The following is a 14,508-nucleotide window of genomic DNA, read 5'->3' as shown; positions in this document are numbered from 1 at the left end:
CCTCCTAAGGCGCGACGATATCGGGCGTCCGCCAGCCGAGATGCTGGCCGCCGTCCACCGCGATCATCTGGCCCGTGACCGACGGCGCGTCAATGAGATAGCGCAGGGCGGCGGCGACCTCGTCCGGCGTGGCGCGGCGCTGCAACAGCACGCCGGCCGCCTCGGCCTCGAACTCGCCGGGAGCCTGATGCACCGACGGCAGGGTCGGGCCAGGGCCTATGGCGTTGACGCGGATGCGCGGCGCCAGGGCCTGGGCGAGGGTCTGGGTCGCCCACCACAGGCCGGCCTTGGCGAGGCTGTAGCTGAAGAACTGCGGGTTGGGGCGCAGCACGCGCTGGTCGACGATGTTGACGATCAGGCCTTGGCGATCGGCGGGCAGGGCGGCCGCGAAGGTCTCGGCCAGCACGATCGGCGCGCGCAGATTGGTCTCGAGGTGCAGGTCCCAGGTCCGTCGCGACAGCGCGCCGGCTCGGTCGTCGATGAAGGCCGAGGCGCTGTTGATCAGCAGGGTCAGGGGCCCGATTTCAGCGGCCTGGCCGATCAGGCCGCGCACGGCGTCCTCGTCGGCGAGGTCGGCGCGGACCAGGACCGCGCGGCGACCCAGCGCCCGAACGGCCTGCGCCGTCTCCGCCGCCTCGTCGACCGAGGCGCGGTGGTGGACGGCGATGTCGTAGCCGGCGCGGGCGGCTTCCAGAGCCAGGGCCCGGCCGATCCGGCGACCCGCGCCGGTGACCAGGGCCGCGCCGCGGGCCGGACTAGTCATTAGTCGATACGGCCGAACTCGAAGAAGTTCAGGGCGCAGACGACGCCGAGGAAGACGACGATGACACCGATCGCGAGCATGGCGCGGCTCCAGAGAAAGACAACAGTTGCTGCGGCTTTAGCGGCCCCTGGGACTGACCGCAAGGCCGTCACGCGCTAGAGCTATGGCATGCTCTGGAAACGCCGCGTCGAACCGTTCACCCGCCCGCTGGTCTACGCCTTCTTCCGCCTGGCGCGCGGCCTGACCCTGGGGGTGCGGGCGGTGGTCACCGACGGCGAAGGTCGGGTCCTGCTGATCCAGCACACCTACATCAAGGGCTGGTACCTGCCCGGCGGCGGGGTCGAGCGGCGCGAAACCGCCGAGGACGCCGTGGTCCGCGAGCTGGCCGAGGAGGCTGGGGTGAAGGCCCTGTCGCGGCCGCGCCTGGTGTCGTTCCACAGCAACGAGGTGCTGCATCCGGGCGATCACGTCCTGGTCTATCGCGTCGAGGCCTGGGAGCCCTGCGCCTCGAATTCGGCCGGCGAGATCCACGAGGTCGGCTGGTTCGCCCTCGACGCCCTGCCGGAGGAGACCACCAAGGCGACGCGCCGCCGCATCGCTGAGGCGCTGGGCGGGGCCGAGACGGATGTGATGTGGTGAGGGCGGATGCGAGCGCCACACCTGCCAAGTAACCCGCCTTCCTAGGCCTTGTGCCTAGGACCCATCGGTCCGGGAGCGCGGAAGAGACGGCGTGCCTGCCCACATTGCCGGTGCTCCGCCGACAGATCGAGCCCGGTCGAACCCTGGGTCCTAGGCACAAGGCCTAGGAAGGCGGGATTTGTTGATGACGGAACGGTGGTAACCCCCTTCCCACCTGAACGCCGATCACATTAAATGCTTGTTTGAAACCGCCCGCCGCCGCCTCCAACTAGAGCGGGCCGCACAGACACCCAAGGGCAGGAGCAACGGCATGCGCGAGTACACCAAGTTCTACATCGACGGCGCCTGGGTCGATCCGATCGCGCCCAAGCGCCTGGACGTCATCAACCCGGCCAATGAAGAGGTCGCCGGCGTGATCTCGCTGGGCTCGGAAGCCGACGTCGACAAGGCCGTCCGCGCCGCCCGCAAGGCGTTCGACAGCTTCAGCCAGACCAGCCGCGAAGAGCGCATCGACATCCTCGAGCGCATCATCGCCGAGTACCAGAAGCGCTTCGAGGACATGGCCAAGGCCATCACCGAGGAGATGGGCGCTCCCGCCTGGCTGGCCCAGCGCGCCCAGGCCGCCATGGGCATTGCCCACGTCCAGACCGCCGCCGCCGTGCTCAAGGGCTACAAGTTCGAGGAAGACCGGGGCACCACGCGCCTGGTCAAGGAGCCGATCGGCGTCTGCGCCTTCATCACGCCGTGGAACTGGCCGGTGAACCAGATCGCCTGCAAGGTCGCGCCCGCCATCGCCACCGGCTGCACCATGGTGCTGAAGCCCTCCGAGATCGCGCCGTTCAGCGGCTATATCTGGACCGAGATCCTGCACGCCGCCGGCGTTCCGACCGGGGTGTTCAACCTAGTCAATGGCGACGGCCCCACGGTGGGCGCGGCCTTGTCCAGCCACCCGGAGGTCGACATGGTCTCGTTCACCGGTTCGACCCGGGCCGGCATCGAGGTGGCCCGCAACGCCGCCCCGACCGTCAAACGCGTCCACCAGGAGCTGGGCGGCAAGAGCCCCAACATCATCCTCGACGACGCCGACTTCGCCCGCGCGGTGGGCGGCGGGATCGCCTCGGTGATGATGAACTCGGGCCAGTCATGCAACGCCCCGACCCGCATGCTGGTCCCCGGCCAGCGCATGGACGAGGTGATCGCCATCGCCAAGGCCGCCGCCGAGGGCCACACGGTCGGCGACCCGAACGGCAATCACAAGATGGGCCCGGTGGTCTCGCAAGTGCAGTGGAACAAGATCCAGGGCCTGATCCAGAAGGGCATCGACGAGGGCGCCACCCTGGTCACCGGCGGCGTCGGCCTGCCGGAGGGTCTGGACAAGGGCTATTACGTGAAGCCCACCGTCTTCGCCAATGTGAAGAGCGACATGACCATCGCCAAGGAAGAGATCTTCGGCCCGGTGGTCTCGATCCTTGGCTACGACACGGTCGACGAGGCCGTCGCGGTCGGCAACGACACCGAGTACGGCCTGGCGGCCTATGTCTCGGGGACCGACGAGGCGGCGATCCGCAAGGTGGCCTCCAAGCTGCGCGCCGGCCAGGTCAACATCAACGGCGCCGGCCCCGACCTGATGGCCCCCTTCGGCGGCTACAAGATGAGCGGCAATGGCCGCGAATGGGGCGACCACGCGTTCGGCGAGTTCCTGGAGACGAAGGCGATCCTGGGCTACGCGCCGAAGGCGGCGGCGGAGTAGGTTTGCGCTGAGCTGGCGGGACTTGGAGAGGGCGGGGTCGAGAGGCTCCGCCCTTTTCGTTTCAAACGAACGGACGGTCCGCAACGGGTCGGCCGCCAGCCCCCTAAGGGTGGCGGCCGACCTCATCTCCGACGGGCACGCGACCTTGTGAGGTCAAGCCATCGCCGTAAGCGTCAAAGGTTAGTCCGATCAGGGACATGCCTCGGTGTAGGTCGTGGAGTAAGGCGTCTGCTCACCCCACTTGTACGGGTAGCTCGTGCACGGCGTGATGCGGCCACCGACTTCGTACATAAGGCTCGCGTCAGAATAGTAGATCGTCTCGGTGTAGTGGATGGGGACGGCCGACACCATCGTTGGAACCAGCACCGCCGAAACGGCGGCGGCCACGAGCAAAGACCTCGGAAGTTTCATAAACGCCTCTCCCTATGCGCGAATATTCGCGCATGCAATTTGCGCTTGATCCGAAGGAAGTCAATCTCCGGTAGCGTCTGAAATGGCTAGGGGCGGTCATATAAGCGGCCGGCGCGGAGCGTTCGCGACGCAGTCACAGAGCAGCGAGAGGAAGATGGCGTCCTTGAGTGACCTGATCAGCCCCGCGATCGTCTCGCCGTGAGGTTTAAGAATGGCGCCTTCCCCCGGGGGGGGGGGAGGGTTCGCGACGACGCCCACAAACACTTCCGTCATTCCCGCCCCTGTGGCGGGAATGCGGCGGTCTTCGAATAGACGCCGGTTCCGAGACAGATCTGAGCGCCGCCCCGTCCTCAAGGGCAAGAACGCCGACGCCCCTTGCCCTCCCGCCCGCGCCAGCCCACCGTCCCCGCGACACCGCACCAGAGAGGCCGGGATGAACGAGGACTGGAGCGCCGGCTATGTGGTCGAGACGGGCTATACCTATCACTACTATCCGGAGCTGAACCCGGTCCGCGCGGCGCTGCCGCTGCTGCTCAAGGGGCTGCGGGCGCCGAGGATCGAGACGGCGTGCGAGCTGGGCTTCGGCCAGGGCTGCTCGGCGGCGATGCACGCGGCGACCCAGCCGGACGTCGAGTGGTGGGGCTGCGACTTCGCCCCGGCCCAGGCGGTGTTCGCCCGCGACCTGGTCGCGGCCAGCGGGGCCAAGGCTCATTTCTTCGACGACGCCTTCGACGAGTTCGCCGAGCGGCCGGGCCTGCCCGAGTTCGACTTCGTGGCGCTGCACGGCGTCTGGAGCTGGGTCAATGACGACGCCCGCGCCAAGATCGTCTCGTTCCTGCGCCGCAAGCTGAAGCCCGGCGGCGTGGTCTATATCTCGTACAACGCCCAGCCCGGCTGGGCCGTGGCCGGGCCGCTGCGCCACCTGATGAAGCGCCATGCCGAGACCCTGGGCGCGCCGGGCCTGGGCCCCGCCGCCAACCTGGACGCGGCGCTGTCGACCATGCAGCGGTTCTTCTCGCTGAACCCGCTGTATTCGCGGCTCAATTCGGCGGTGTCGGACCGGCTGGAGGGGCTGATGCGCCAGGACCGGGCCTATCTGGTCCACGAATATATGAACCGCGACTGGGTCCCGATGTGGTTCGCCGAGGTCGAGGACCGGCTGTCGGCGGCCAAGCTGTCGTTCGCGACGTCGGCCTATGCGTCGGACCTGGTCGACGAGTTGAACCTGTCGGGCGAGATGATCGACTTCATGCGCGGCCTGCCCGACCCGTCGCTGCGCCAGACCTTCCGGGACTTCGCCGTCCAGGCCCAGTTCCGGCGCGACTACTGGGTGCGCGGGGCTTCGAGCCTGAGCGCCGCCGACCAGAACCGCGCCATCCGCGACCAGCGCGTGGCCCTGACCCGTCCCGTCAGCCAGCGGCCGGAAAAGGCCAATGGGAGCTTCGCCGAGATGGTGATGTCCGGCCCGATCTACGAGGCGATCTACGACCTGATGGGCGACTATCAGCCCAGGACCATCGGCGAGCTGGAGGCGGCGATGCCGGAGGGCGTGGTCCTGCAGCAGCTGACGACGGCGCTGGTGCTGCTGATGAGCCAGGGCGCGGTGCAGCCGGCCCAGGCGGCCGAGGTGGCGGCCCGGGCGGCGGGGACGGCGCGGGCGCTGAACCTGGATCTGGCCCGGCGGGCGGCGGAGTCCAGCGACCTGGGCTTCCTGGCCGCGCCGGCGACCGGCGGCGCGATCAACGCCACGCGCTTCCACCAGCTGTTCTGGTTGTCGATGCAGCAGGACGGCCGGGGGCCCGCCGAGTGGGCCCGGTTCGCGGCCGACACCCTGGCGCGCCAGGGGCAGACCCTGGTGCATGAAGGCGCGGCGCTGGCCCCCGAGACGGTCCTGGCGGCGCTCGAGGCCCAGGCGGTCACCTTCGCCGAGACCGTGCTGCCCGGCTGGCGCGGCCTGGGCGTCGCCTGACGAAGGATGCTAGGTTCGACCCATGAGTGACGACGATCAACCCGCCGCCCCCGCCGGCGCCGATCCTTCCGAAGGTCCGGCCGGCGAGACCCCGATCCAGCGGGCGCTGCGGCTCAAGCAGGCGGCGCTGGACGCTCGCCCCAAGCCGCCGCGCGGTGGTAAGTTTCAACGACAACAGGCCTCGCGCATCGCGGCGGGGTCTTCCAAACCGTGGATGGCGAAGTAATGGCCGGTCTCAAGGACAAGCGCGGCTTCATCGACAAGGATCGCCTGGATCTCTCCGAACGCCAGGCCGTCGAATATTGGATGAAGCGCTGGGGCGTGACGCGGGACCAGCTGACCGCCGCCCACCGCAAGGTCGGTCGCATGACCAAGGACATCGCGGCCGAGCTCGGCAAGAAGCGCTGAGAGGCAGCCTACCGGGCGTTCGCCGCGCCGTCGGCGTGGTCCTGCGAGGTTTCCCGCAGCAGGTGGTTGCGGCCCTGGGGCGTGATCTCCCAGCCGCTGCCGCCATGGCGCGCCAGGCCCAGCCGGGTCAGGGCCTGGGCGGCGGCGATGTTGACGAAGTTCGAGTCCTGGCCTGGCTGGCGTTCGGCCAGGCTTTGCAAGGCGAGCAGCTGCGGCGTGGGCAGGGTGTCGGTCGTGGCCTGGGTCATGTCGCTCCGGTGCGTTGCGATCGAAGCCGCCGATCGGCGAGGGCCAGGCCCTCGGGCGCCTGGGAAAGCCGCCAGGTCGACATGAGCGGCGAGAGATTAACACGGCTGGCCCCGCTTGGCGCGCGTTCGATGAACGGCGCTCGCTTTGTGGGGGCGGGAGGCGCATGGTCCCGGCCCATGCCCGCCTTCGCTGAACAGCTGTTCGGACCGCACGACTACCAGATCGTCTATGGCTGGTCGGCGCGGGCCTTGGAGGTGACGATCTCGGCGCGCTCAGGCCGTCCGCTGGTGCGGGGAGACGTCTGCACGATCGGCGGCCAGGCCGGCTGTCACTGCAAGGACTTCGTCGTTATCGAGGTGAAATGGCGCGGTGAAACCTGGTCCGCGCGCTGCGTCGGGGCCGGTGAAGAGTTCTTCTAGGCGGGGCTCAAAAATCGCTCTGGTTCTCGCTTCGAATTCGCAGGCCGACATATTTCGAGCGCCAAAGAAAAACCGCTGGAAAGAGCCGGTAAATATTTAACCGGGCGGCGATTCTAATTTTGTGCTAATCATCACACATGCGTGAAATTACCGACCGTACAGTCCTCACCGTCATGCGTCGTGAAGGTGGGTGGAGCGTCGAGCAGGACGGCGATTATTTCGGCCAGTCCGCTGACAAAGAGGTCGCCAAGGCCGCCGCTCATCGCCGGGCCCGGACCCTGCAGGACTCCGGTCGAGCCTGCCAGATCCGCGTCACCGGCGAACACGGCTTCTGGGCTCGCCCATGACCAAGGTCGTCGCCAAACCCAAGCCGCTGCTGTCGCCCGCCGTCCAGTTCCGGGGCGAGATCGAAGCCGCGATCGCCGGCGGCGCGCCCGCCGGCAAGATGACCCTGCGCCTGACGCTCAATGACGGTCGCCGGCTGCGGCGGGACGACAGTGTTCCGCTGGAGCAGATCAGCTATCTGGGCGGCCAGATGCACTTCCTCGGCGTGCGGGTCATGGAAGGCGGCGTGGTCGCCAGCGTTCTGGATCAGTCCGGAGCGAGCTAGCCTCCCCAACGGCAACCTTGCCGCGCGCCGGCCTTCCGCTACCGTCAGTCCAACAGAACAGACCGAGGGAGTGGGACCATGACGCCGCCGGACGGCGCGTCGCCTTCGCGCGACGTTTCCAGCGTTCCGTTCAAGCCGCTGGCCATGAAGGGGCCCGACGTCACCGTCGACCGGCGCCCCGACGGCTCGATGGTCATCACCTCGAACCACGCGCCCGGCGAAGGTCCGCGCTCGATCGCCCACCTGATCGCCCGCAAGGCCGCCGAGCATCCCGACCGGCCCTACATCAAGCAGCGCGAGCCGGGCCACGGCCCCTGGCGCCAGATCACCTACGGCCAGGCCCTGCGGAGCATAGAGGGCGTCGCCCAATGGCTGCTGGACCGGGGGCTGGGCGCCAGCGACAGCGTCATGATCCTGTCGGGCAATTCGATCGAGCACGCCCTGATGACCCTGGGCGCCTACACTGCCGGCGCGCCGGCCGCGCCGATCAGCCCGGCCTATAGCCTGATCTCGACCGACCACGCCAAGCTCAAGCACTGCTTCGACAAGGTCGCTCCACGCGTCGTCTTCGCCCAGAGCGGGGCGATGTTCGCCAAGGCGCTGGAGACCCTGAGGGCCATCGACCCGACCATCGCGGTGATCACCGCGGACGGCGCCGAAGGGACGATCAGCTTCGCCGAGGTGGCCGGAACCGAGCCGACCTCGGCCGTCGAGGCGTCGCGCGAAACGCTCGGCCCGGCGACCGTGGCCAAGTACCTGTTCACCTCCGGCTCGACCGGCCTGCCCAAGGCCGTGCCTCAGACCCACGGCATGATGGCCGGGGTGATCGCTGGCCAGGAAGGCATCCGCACCGACACCCCCACGCCGGGCGAGATTCCCCAGAGCCTGGAGTGGATGCCCTGGAGCCACATCTCAGCCGGCAATATCGGCTTCAACGGCGTGCTGTGGGCTGGCGGCACCTTGCACATCGACGAGGGCAAGCCGCTGCCGGGCATGTTCGAGACGACGATCAAGAACCTCTATGAGGTCTCGCCGATCGTGTTCGGCTCGGCCCCGATCGCGTTCTCGATGCTGGCCGAGGCGATGGAGAACGACCCGGTCCTGCGGGCCTCGTTCTTCAAGAACCTGCGCTACATGGGCTATGGCGGCGCGACCCTGTCGAACGACGTCTATGACCGCATCCAGGCCCTGGCGGTGGCCGAGACCGGCCAGCGCATCCCGCTGACCACCATGTACGGCGCGACCGAGACTCAAGGCATCACGGTCACCCACTGGATCACCGAGCGCGTCGGCCTGGTCGGCCTGCCCTTGCCGGGTATCCAGCTGAAGCTGGCGCCCAGCGGGTCCAAGTACGAGGTCCGGGTCAAGGGCCCGACCGTGGCGGCCGGCTACCACAAGGATCCGGAGCGGACGGCGGCGGCCTTCGACGAGGAGGGCTTCTACAAGCTGGGCGACGCGGCGCGGTTCGTCGATCCGGACGACCCGGCCAAGGGCCTGGTGTTCGACGGCCGGGTGACCGAGGACTTCAAGCTGGACAGCGGCACCTGGGTCAGCGTCGGCGTGCTGCGTCCCGACCTGGTGGCCGCCTGCAGCCCCTACATCCACGACGCGGTGATCACCGGCCAGGACAAGCCGTTCATCGGCGCGATGCTGTGGCCTTCGCCGGCCGGACTGGCGGCTCTGGTCGCTGACACTGGACCGGGGACGCCGCTGGACAAGCTGGTGGCGATCCTGCGCGAACGGTTGGGCGCCTTCAACGCCGGGGCCGGCGGATCGTCGCGCCGGGTGGGCCGCTTCACCATCCTGACCGAACCGCCCTCGATCGACGCGGGCGAGATCACCGACAAGGGCTATGTGAACCAGCGCTGCACCCTGGATCGCCGGGCCGCACGGGTCGAGGCGCTGTACGCCAAGACGCCGGGCGAGGGGGTGTTTTCCGTTTAGAACGCTACCAATTCTCTCGTCATCCCGGACGGCCCTCAGGGCCGATCCGGGACCCAGGGGCCAATGCAGTGCGGCTGCCCCTGGGTCCCGGCTCTCCGCTTCGCTGCGGCCGGGATGACGACCTAACTCTTGCGCCTAGAGAGGTGCATCCCTCACCAGCCCAACCCGCCCCGCACCAGCACAGCGGTCTTGTCCGACATCCCGAAGGCCATCAGGCCAGCCGGCTTGGCGGGCGGAGCCTTGGCCATCTGCGGCCAGCCTTCGTGATATTCCAGCGCCGCGACCTCGAGCTTGCCGGTCCCGGGGGCCGTGAAGCTCAGGGTCACGCCGTTGGGATCGGGGGCGTGATAGGTTACGCCGGACCATTTGCCGGCCTCGGTCTTCAGGGCGATCGGTCGGCCGTTCAGGCGCGGGGCGCTGAGCTCGGCGCTGGGGCGCAGACGGATGGCGACCAGCTCGGCGCCGGGGGCGGGGATCAGGCGGATCAACAGGCGATCCTCCGTGCGATCGACGGTCAACTGCGGCGCGGCGACCGGGACGGCGCGGGCCTCCGACATCCAGACCGGCTCGCGCCAGAACGGCGCCAGCGCCTGCTTCTTCGGCGCGGCGCCGCCGTCGTCCGGCAGCACGGCCTGGGTCCAGGCGTCGAGATTGGCCTGCTCGGCGACGCGCCAGGCCTTGCCGGTCGAGAGGTCGGCCAGGTGCAGGGCCTGGGTGATGGCCGGACGGCCGGGCTCGCCGCCTGGGCGGGCGGTGTTGGCGACCAGGGCGACGCCGACCAGGGCCAGCAGGCCGGCGGCGCGCCAGGCCCAGCGGGTGGCGGCGAAGTCGTGGGCCAGGGGCGACAGGGCTGGGGCCGCCAGCATGGCGAACAGGGCCAGGATCGCCGGCTCCATCATGCCGACGCCGGCGAAGGTCCAGGATCCCCAGGCGGTCAGCTGGGCGACCGACAGCGTGGCCAGGAGGCCGACAGCGAAGGTCAAAGCGAGCGCCACGCGCTTGTTCCGCGTTCCGCCGACGCCGATCACCAAGGCCGCGCCGAGGGCGGCGACCAGCAGCGGCCAGGTCAGCATCACCGTCGCGCCGGGCGCCACGACCTGGGCGGTGACGGCCAGGATCAGCAGCACGATCAGCCCGCCGATCCAGGCGCCCAGCGCCTCGGTCTTGAAACCCAGGGCCAGGGCGGCCAGGACGCAGGCGGCGACGCCCAGGCCCAGGCCGATGGGGTCGAAGCCGCCGATCAGGCTGCAGGCGCCGCCCAGGGCCAGGGCGACGACGCAGGGAATGATCCGCTTGGCCCCTCGCGCCTGGGCCGTGGCGACGCCCAGGCCGGCGGCGACAGCCAGTAGCCCCGCGCCCCACAGCAGGTGGTCGAAGCGGGTCAGCACGCCGTAGTAGCGCTGGACGTCGGTGATGCTCAGCAGCCGGCCGGCCAGGTGCAGCACCAGGGCGGCGGTCACGGCCAGCAGCAGCAGGCCGGCGACGCCCCGGGCGATCTCCCAGCCGCTGGCCGCGCCCAGGCTCACGGTGCGCCAGGCGGTGAACAGGATCAGGGCGGCGGCGAGCCCCAGCAGCACCCAGCCGATGACTGGCGGGTAGCTGATCAGCAAAAGGCCCAGCACGTCGGAATAGATGGCGTTCTGCGTCTTGGCCGGCAGTTCGGTGGCGTCGGCCAGGGCGCGGATGGTCGGCAGGGCCTGGTCGCCGAGGTGCTGCAGGCTGCCGCGCTCCAGGTGGTCGGGCCGCGCCAGGGGCGTGTGATAGGCCAACTGGTCGTCGATGAAGGCGAGGTTCAGTCCAGGCAGACCCTTCTTCACCGCGTGGGTGAAGTCGGTGTCGTTGGGCATTTTCTCATAGACCGTCGAGGCCATCGAATTGGCCGACGGACCCTTGGCCGCGCGGGCGAAGACGCTGATCAAGGCGCCGTTGCCGGGGCCGGTCTGGAACATCGCGGCGCGGCCGGCGTCGCCGCGGGCCTCCATGTTCACGACCAGGCCGACCCGCTCCAGCGTCGGGTCGCGGGCGAAGAAGGCGTCGGCGCCCAGCAGGCCCGGCTCTTCGGCGTCGGTGAACAGGAAGATCACGTCGCGGGCGTGGGGCCCATCGGCTTTCAGGGCGCGGGCGATCTCCAGGGCGGCGGCCGCGCCGGTCGCGTCGTCGGCGGCGCCGGGGGAGTTGTGGACCGAGTCATAGTGGCTCATCACCAGGATGGCCGGCAGGTCGCGGTCCTTGCCTGGCAGCACCCCGACCACGTTTTGCACCGCCGCCACGCCCAGCACCCGGCCGTCCTTGGAATAGGGCCGGAAGCCCTCGCCGGGGCGGACCGAGACCTCCAGGCCCAGCTCGCCGATCCGCGCCAGCAGATGGTCGCGGACCTTGGCGATCTCGGCCGAGCCGGTGGGATGCGGTCTCTGGGCGATGGCGACGACGTCGGTCATGGCCCGATCGGCCGAGAAGTCGTTCGCTGACGCGCTGACCGGAACCGGGGCGGGCGGCCTCTGGCTCCAGGTTCCCAGGGCCAGGCCGACAACCAAGCAGATCCAGAATCCAAGGAAGCGGATCGTCTTCATCGGCGTGCCTCCGGTTCAGAGAGAATCCCCGGAGGCATGCTGAGGTGATGCGGCCCGATCGGAAAGCCCTGTCGAATTGTTCCGCTCAAGGAAAAGGGCGACCCGGTCGCCCGGATCGCCCTTCCCTTCTTCCGAAAGCGGCGGAGCGGCTGGCCCCGCCGGTCCCCCTCCCGGCTAGAACTTCGAGCGCAGGGTCACACCGTACGTACGCGGCGCGCCCAGGAAAGCGTCGTAAGTGATGGTGTCAAGCGCGGGGCTGTAGGTCGCCTGCGTGGCGCTGAGGCCCGAGGAGCCCTGCAGCGTGCCGTTGAAGGCGACCTGCATGTACTTCTCGTTGAACAGGTTCTGACCCCAGAGCTCGACGGTCCAGCGCTCGTCCGCCGAGCCGATACCGACGCGGCCGTTCACGACGGTGAAGGCCTTCTGCATCTTCGGCGGGAACAGGTCCGACCCCGTATTGTACGAGGACGAGTACTTGGCGCCGAGGTTGAAACGGGCCTTCAGATTGTCGCCGACCGGGGTCTCGTAGGTCATCGAGCCCGAGGCCGAGTACTTCGGGGCCAGGGACAGGTTGCTGCCCGGCAGCAGGGCCAGGGCGTTGCCCGGATCGTTCGGGATCGGCTGCTTGCCGTACTTGGTGTCGGCATAGGTGAAGCCGCTCTGGACGACCAGGCCGCGCACCGGCGTGAACCACATGAAGTCGGCGTCGACGCCGGACGACTTCACTTCCGGGATCGAGCGGACCACGAACGAGGTGCCCAGGAAGGTGTTCAGCTGGAAGTCGGTGAACTTCTGCTGGAAGAGGCTGACGTTGAACAGGACCGTGCGGTTGAACAGGGTGTTCTTCACGCCGACTTCGTAGCTGTCGACGAACTCGGCCGGGAACGAGGTGTCGAAGATCGGCGTCACGCCCGACGCGCCCGAAGGCAGGCCGTTCGACGACTGGGTGCGGTCCAGGTTGAAGCCGCCGCCCTTATAGCCGCGGGCGGCCGAGACGTAGGTGAAGACCTCCGGCGAGAAGCGGTACGAGGCCTTGAGCGTGCCGCTCCATTCCTTGTCCGACCGCGACTGGTTGGTGCCGCGGCCGTTGAACAGCGGGTTGGCCCAGGGCAGGCAGAGGTTGCCGATGATGGTCGGGGTGGCGGCCGCGCCGACGATGCCGGCGATGCGGGCCTGGCCGGCCGGCGACAGGGCCGTGCCGCAGCCGACGCCGCCGTCGCTGAGCGTCTGGAAGGTGTCGAGCTTCTTTTCTTCCGCCGTGTAGCGCAGGCCGGCGGTGATCTCGAACGCGTCGGTCACGTGCCAGGTGTCGTTGGTGAACAGGGCGATCGTGGTGGCCCGCTGGTCGTAGCGGTCATACAGGCCCTGGCCCGGCGTGAAGGTCGTGTTCGGCGCGCGGCCGGTCAGGGCCGAGACGAAGTTGGCGACGCCCGCCGGATTGGCGACCGAGCGCGACAGCAGACGGCCCAGATACTGCTCGTAGTCGTTGCCATAGAGGAAGTTGGCGCGGGTCTCGAGACGCTCATCGGCCAGGAAGGCGCCGACCAGCCAGTCGAACTTGTCGGTCTTGCCCGCCAGGCGCAGTTCCTGGCTGAAGGTCGTGAACTGCGAGTAGTTGGTGCCGTCCTTGTTGCGATAGGCGAGGTCGGCGAGGCTGAAATCGGCGTCCTGGCCGTTGTCGGTGCGCCACTGGCGGATGGCCGAGACGCTGGTCAGCGTGCCGAACGGCAGGTCGATATCGCCGGTCAGCGAAATGCCCTTGTCCTCGATCTTGGCCGGGGCGCCGCGGTTCGAATAGGCGACGCGGTTGAACGGATCGGCGGTCATGGCCAGCGGCGCGGGCTGGCCGGAAACCAGGGCGAGGATACCGGCGGTCGGGCCGGTGCGGATCTGCACGGCGCCGCAGCAGTTCTCGTCGCGGCGGCTGTAGTCGGCGATGACGCGGAAGGTGGCGGTGTCGTCCGGCACGAACAGCAGTTGGCCGCGGACGGTATAGAAGTTCTGGTCGGCGTCCTGAGTGCGCTTGGACGGACCATTGCCGGTGATCACGTCGTTGTAGCCGTCGCGCTCGCGGGCGGCCACATAGAGGCGGCCGGCCAGCTTGTCGCCCATCAGCGGACCGGTGACCGAGGCCGAGACGCCGTGGGCGTCATAGTTGCCCAGGGTGACCTCGGCGTTGGCGCCGAAGCCGAACTCCGGCTCCTTGGTCACCACATTGATGACGCCGGCCGAGGTGTTCTTGCCGAACAGGGTGCCCTGCGGGCCCTTCAGGACTTCGATGCGCTCCATCTCGCCCAGGTCGCCGAAGCCGACGCCGTTGCGGGGGCGGTAGACGCCGTCGATCACGACGCCGACCGAGCTTTCCAGGCCGGGGTTGTCGCCGACCGTACCGACACCACGCACGCGGGCCGTCGTGGAGGCCTCCGACGAGGTCGAGGTCACGGTCAGGCCGGGGGTCAGGATCGTCAGATCCTTGATGTCCTTGATGCCCGTGTCCTGCAGCAGCTTGGCGCCGACGGCGGTGACCACCACCGGAACGTCCTGCAGGTTCTGTTCCCGCTTCTGGGCGGTGACGATGATGCTGTCGACGGTTTGTTGATCGCTCGTTTGAGCCTGCGCGGCGCTCGTGGCGCCAAGACCGGCGAGGACAACAGCGGACGCAGTGCCGCAAAGCACCTGGGTAAAGCGCATTTCCTACCTCGGTTTGTTGGCCGTAAGCGCTTGCCCGCCCGCGGCTCGTTTTTCGTTGTTCCGGTCGAACGGTTGTTCGAATGGA

The 14,508-nt window shown here is 68.8% G+C and carries 14 protein-coding genes and 1 pseudogene; 9 read left to right on the top strand and 6 right to left on the bottom strand.

Going from position 1 to position 14,508, the window contains the following annotated elements; translation table 11 throughout:
- Positions 1 to 4: 4 nt before the first annotated feature.
- Positions 5 to 763, bottom strand: coding sequence for an SDR family oxidoreductase (locus AC1RRV_RS16320; RefSeq protein ID WP_492860702.1), 759 nt, complete (start codon positions 761 to 763; stop codon positions 5 to 7).
- Positions 764 to 931: 168 nt separating this feature from the next.
- Here AC1RRV_RS16320 and AC1RRV_RS16315 point away from each other — a divergent pair, with 168 nt between their 5' ends.
- Together AC1RRV_RS16315 and AC1RRV_RS16310 are read left to right on the top strand one after the other, a co-directional pair.
- On the top strand, positions 932 to 1,402 hold the full coding sequence (locus tag AC1RRV_RS16315; protein ID WP_492860701.1) for an NUDIX domain-containing protein: 471 nt from the start codon (positions 932 to 934) through the stop codon (positions 1,400 to 1,402).
- A 310-nt stretch (positions 1,403 to 1,712) separates the two neighbouring features.
- Positions 1,713 to 3,152, top strand: a complete 1,440-nt coding sequence (locus AC1RRV_RS16310) for an aldehyde dehydrogenase family protein (protein ID WP_492860700.1) — start codon at positions 1,713 to 1,715, stop codon at positions 3,150 to 3,152.
- Between the two features lie 189 nt (positions 3,153 to 3,341).
- On the opposite strand, the gene AC1RRV_RS16305 is transcribed toward AC1RRV_RS16310, so the two are convergent.
- Positions 3,342 to 3,503: a DUF6289 family protein gene (locus AC1RRV_RS16305; RefSeq protein ID WP_492860850.1), complete on the bottom strand. Its 162-nt coding sequence runs from the start codon at positions 3,501 to 3,503 to the stop codon at positions 3,342 to 3,344.
- 493 nt (positions 3,504 to 3,996) lie between these two features.
- Here AC1RRV_RS16305 and AC1RRV_RS16300 point away from each other — a divergent pair, with 493 nt between their 5' ends.
- The 3 genes from AC1RRV_RS16300 to AC1RRV_RS16290 are packed head-to-tail and all read left to right on the top strand — an operon-like array spanning position 3,997 to position 5,940.
- Positions 3,997 to 5,532 (top strand): methyltransferase regulatory domain-containing protein, encoded by a 1,536-nt coding sequence (locus AC1RRV_RS16300; RefSeq protein WP_492860699.1) that lies wholly within the window; start codon positions 3,997 to 3,999, stop codon positions 5,530 to 5,532.
- Between the two features lie 22 nt (positions 5,533 to 5,554).
- Complete coding sequence (locus tag AC1RRV_RS16295) at positions 5,555 to 5,758, top strand: hypothetical protein (protein ID WP_492860698.1); 204 nt, start codon at positions 5,555 to 5,557, stop codon at positions 5,756 to 5,758.
- Positions 5,758 to 5,940, top strand: a complete 183-nt coding sequence (locus AC1RRV_RS16290) for a DUF3606 domain-containing protein (RefSeq protein ID WP_492860697.1) — start codon at positions 5,758 to 5,760, stop codon at positions 5,938 to 5,940. The genes AC1RRV_RS16295 and AC1RRV_RS16290 overlap by 1 nt, the downstream gene beginning before the upstream one ends.
- Positions 5,941 to 5,948: 8 nt before the next feature.
- On the opposite strand, the gene AC1RRV_RS16285 is transcribed toward AC1RRV_RS16290, so the two are convergent.
- Positions 5,949 to 6,188, bottom strand: a complete 240-nt coding sequence (locus AC1RRV_RS16285) for a hypothetical protein (RefSeq protein ID WP_492860696.1) — start codon at positions 6,186 to 6,188, stop codon at positions 5,949 to 5,951.
- Positions 6,189 to 6,365: 177 nt separating this feature from the next.
- Here AC1RRV_RS16285 and AC1RRV_RS16280 point away from each other — a divergent pair, with 177 nt between their 5' ends.
- The 4 genes from AC1RRV_RS16280 to AC1RRV_RS16265 all read left to right on the top strand — a co-directional run bounded on the left by AC1RRV_RS16280 (position 6,366) and on the right by AC1RRV_RS16265 (position 9,162).
- Positions 6,366 to 6,608 carry a hypothetical protein gene (locus AC1RRV_RS16280; protein ID WP_492860695.1) on the top strand — a complete coding sequence of 81 codons (243 nt, stop codon included), beginning with the start codon at positions 6,366 to 6,368 and terminating at the stop codon, positions 6,606 to 6,608.
- Positions 6,609 to 6,745: 137 nt separating this feature from the next.
- Positions 6,746 to 6,955, top strand: coding sequence for a hypothetical protein (locus AC1RRV_RS16275; protein ID WP_492860694.1), 210 nt, complete (start codon positions 6,746 to 6,748; stop codon positions 6,953 to 6,955).
- Positions 6,952 to 7,218 carry a hypothetical protein gene (locus AC1RRV_RS16270; protein ID WP_492860693.1) on the top strand — a complete coding sequence of 89 codons (267 nt, stop codon included), beginning with the start codon at positions 6,952 to 6,954 and terminating at the stop codon, positions 7,216 to 7,218. Before AC1RRV_RS16275 ends, AC1RRV_RS16270 begins: the two co-directional genes overlap by 4 nt.
- Positions 7,219 to 7,296: 78 nt before the next feature.
- Complete coding sequence (locus AC1RRV_RS16265; protein ID WP_492860692.1) at positions 7,297 to 9,162, top strand: AMP-binding protein; 1,866 nt, start codon at positions 7,297 to 7,299, stop codon at positions 9,160 to 9,162.
- Positions 9,163 to 9,180: 18 nt separating this feature from the next.
- Here AC1RRV_RS16265 and AC1RRV_RS16260 read toward each other — a convergent pair.
- The 3 genes and pseudogenes from AC1RRV_RS16260 to AC1RRV_RS16250 form a co-directional block, all read right to left on the bottom strand.
- Positions 9,181 to 9,279, bottom strand: a pseudogene (locus AC1RRV_RS16260) (hypothetical protein); the annotation flags it as partial.
- A gap of 35 nt (positions 9,280 to 9,314) precedes the next feature.
- Positions 9,315 to 11,732: a M20/M25/M40 family metallo-hydrolase gene (locus tag AC1RRV_RS16255; RefSeq protein ID WP_492860691.1), complete on the bottom strand. Its 2,418-nt coding sequence runs from the start codon at positions 11,730 to 11,732 to the stop codon at positions 9,315 to 9,317.
- A gap of 174 nt (positions 11,733 to 11,906) precedes the next feature.
- Positions 11,907 to 14,423, bottom strand: a complete 2,517-nt coding sequence (locus AC1RRV_RS16250) for a TonB-dependent receptor (RefSeq protein WP_492860690.1) — start codon at positions 14,421 to 14,423, stop codon at positions 11,907 to 11,909.
- Positions 14,424 to 14,508 lie beyond the last annotated feature (85 nt).

The sequence above is a fragment of the Caulobacter sp. GW821-FHT11E10 genome, assembly GCF_058808375.1.
The sequence above is the reverse complement of the archived record's forward strand: the minus strand, read 5'-3'. Positions and strand labels throughout refer to the sequence as shown.

Bases quoted from the DNA above. Each gene is read 5' to 3' on its own strand.
- AC1RRV_RS16305 (WP_492860850.1), bottom strand. From the start codon at position 3,503: ATGGTGTCGGCCGTCCCCATCCACTACACCGAGACGATCTACTATTCT.
- AC1RRV_RS16295 (WP_492860698.1), top strand. From the start codon at position 5,555: ATGAGTGACGACGATCAACCCGCCGCCCCCGCCGGCGCCGATCCTTCC.
- AC1RRV_RS16290 (WP_492860697.1), top strand. From the start codon at position 5,758: ATGGCCGGTCTCAAGGACAAGCGCGGCTTCATCGACAAGGATCGCCTG.
- AC1RRV_RS16300 (WP_492860699.1), top strand. From the start codon at position 3,997: ATGAACGAGGACTGGAGCGCCGGCTATGTGGTCGAGACGGGCTATACC.
- AC1RRV_RS16265 (WP_492860692.1), top strand. From the start codon at position 7,297: ATGACGCCGCCGGACGGCGCGTCGCCTTCGCGCGACGTTTCCAGCGTT.
- AC1RRV_RS16320 (WP_492860702.1), bottom strand. From the start codon at position 763: ATGACTAGTCCGGCCCGCGGCGCGGCCCTGGTCACCGGCGCGGGTCGC.
- AC1RRV_RS16255 (WP_492860691.1), bottom strand. From the start codon at position 11,732: ATGAAGACGATCCGCTTCCTTGGATTCTGGATCTGCTTGGTTGTCGGC.
- AC1RRV_RS16275 (WP_492860694.1), top strand. From the start codon at position 6,746: ATGCGTGAAATTACCGACCGTACAGTCCTCACCGTCATGCGTCGTGAA.
- AC1RRV_RS16315 (WP_492860701.1), top strand. From the start codon at position 932: ATGCTCTGGAAACGCCGCGTCGAACCGTTCACCCGCCCGCTGGTCTAC.
- AC1RRV_RS16270 (WP_492860693.1), top strand. From the start codon at position 6,952: ATGACCAAGGTCGTCGCCAAACCCAAGCCGCTGCTGTCGCCCGCCGTC.
- AC1RRV_RS16285 (WP_492860696.1), bottom strand. From the start codon at position 6,188: ATGACCCAGGCCACGACCGACACCCTGCCCACGCCGCAGCTGCTCGCC.
- AC1RRV_RS16280 (WP_492860695.1), top strand. From the start codon at position 6,366: ATGCCCGCCTTCGCTGAACAGCTGTTCGGACCGCACGACTACCAGATC.
- AC1RRV_RS16310 (WP_492860700.1), top strand. From the start codon at position 1,713: ATGCGCGAGTACACCAAGTTCTACATCGACGGCGCCTGGGTCGATCCG.
- AC1RRV_RS16250 (WP_492860690.1), bottom strand. From the start codon at position 14,423: ATGCGCTTTACCCAGGTGCTTTGCGGCACTGCGTCCGCTGTTGTCCTC.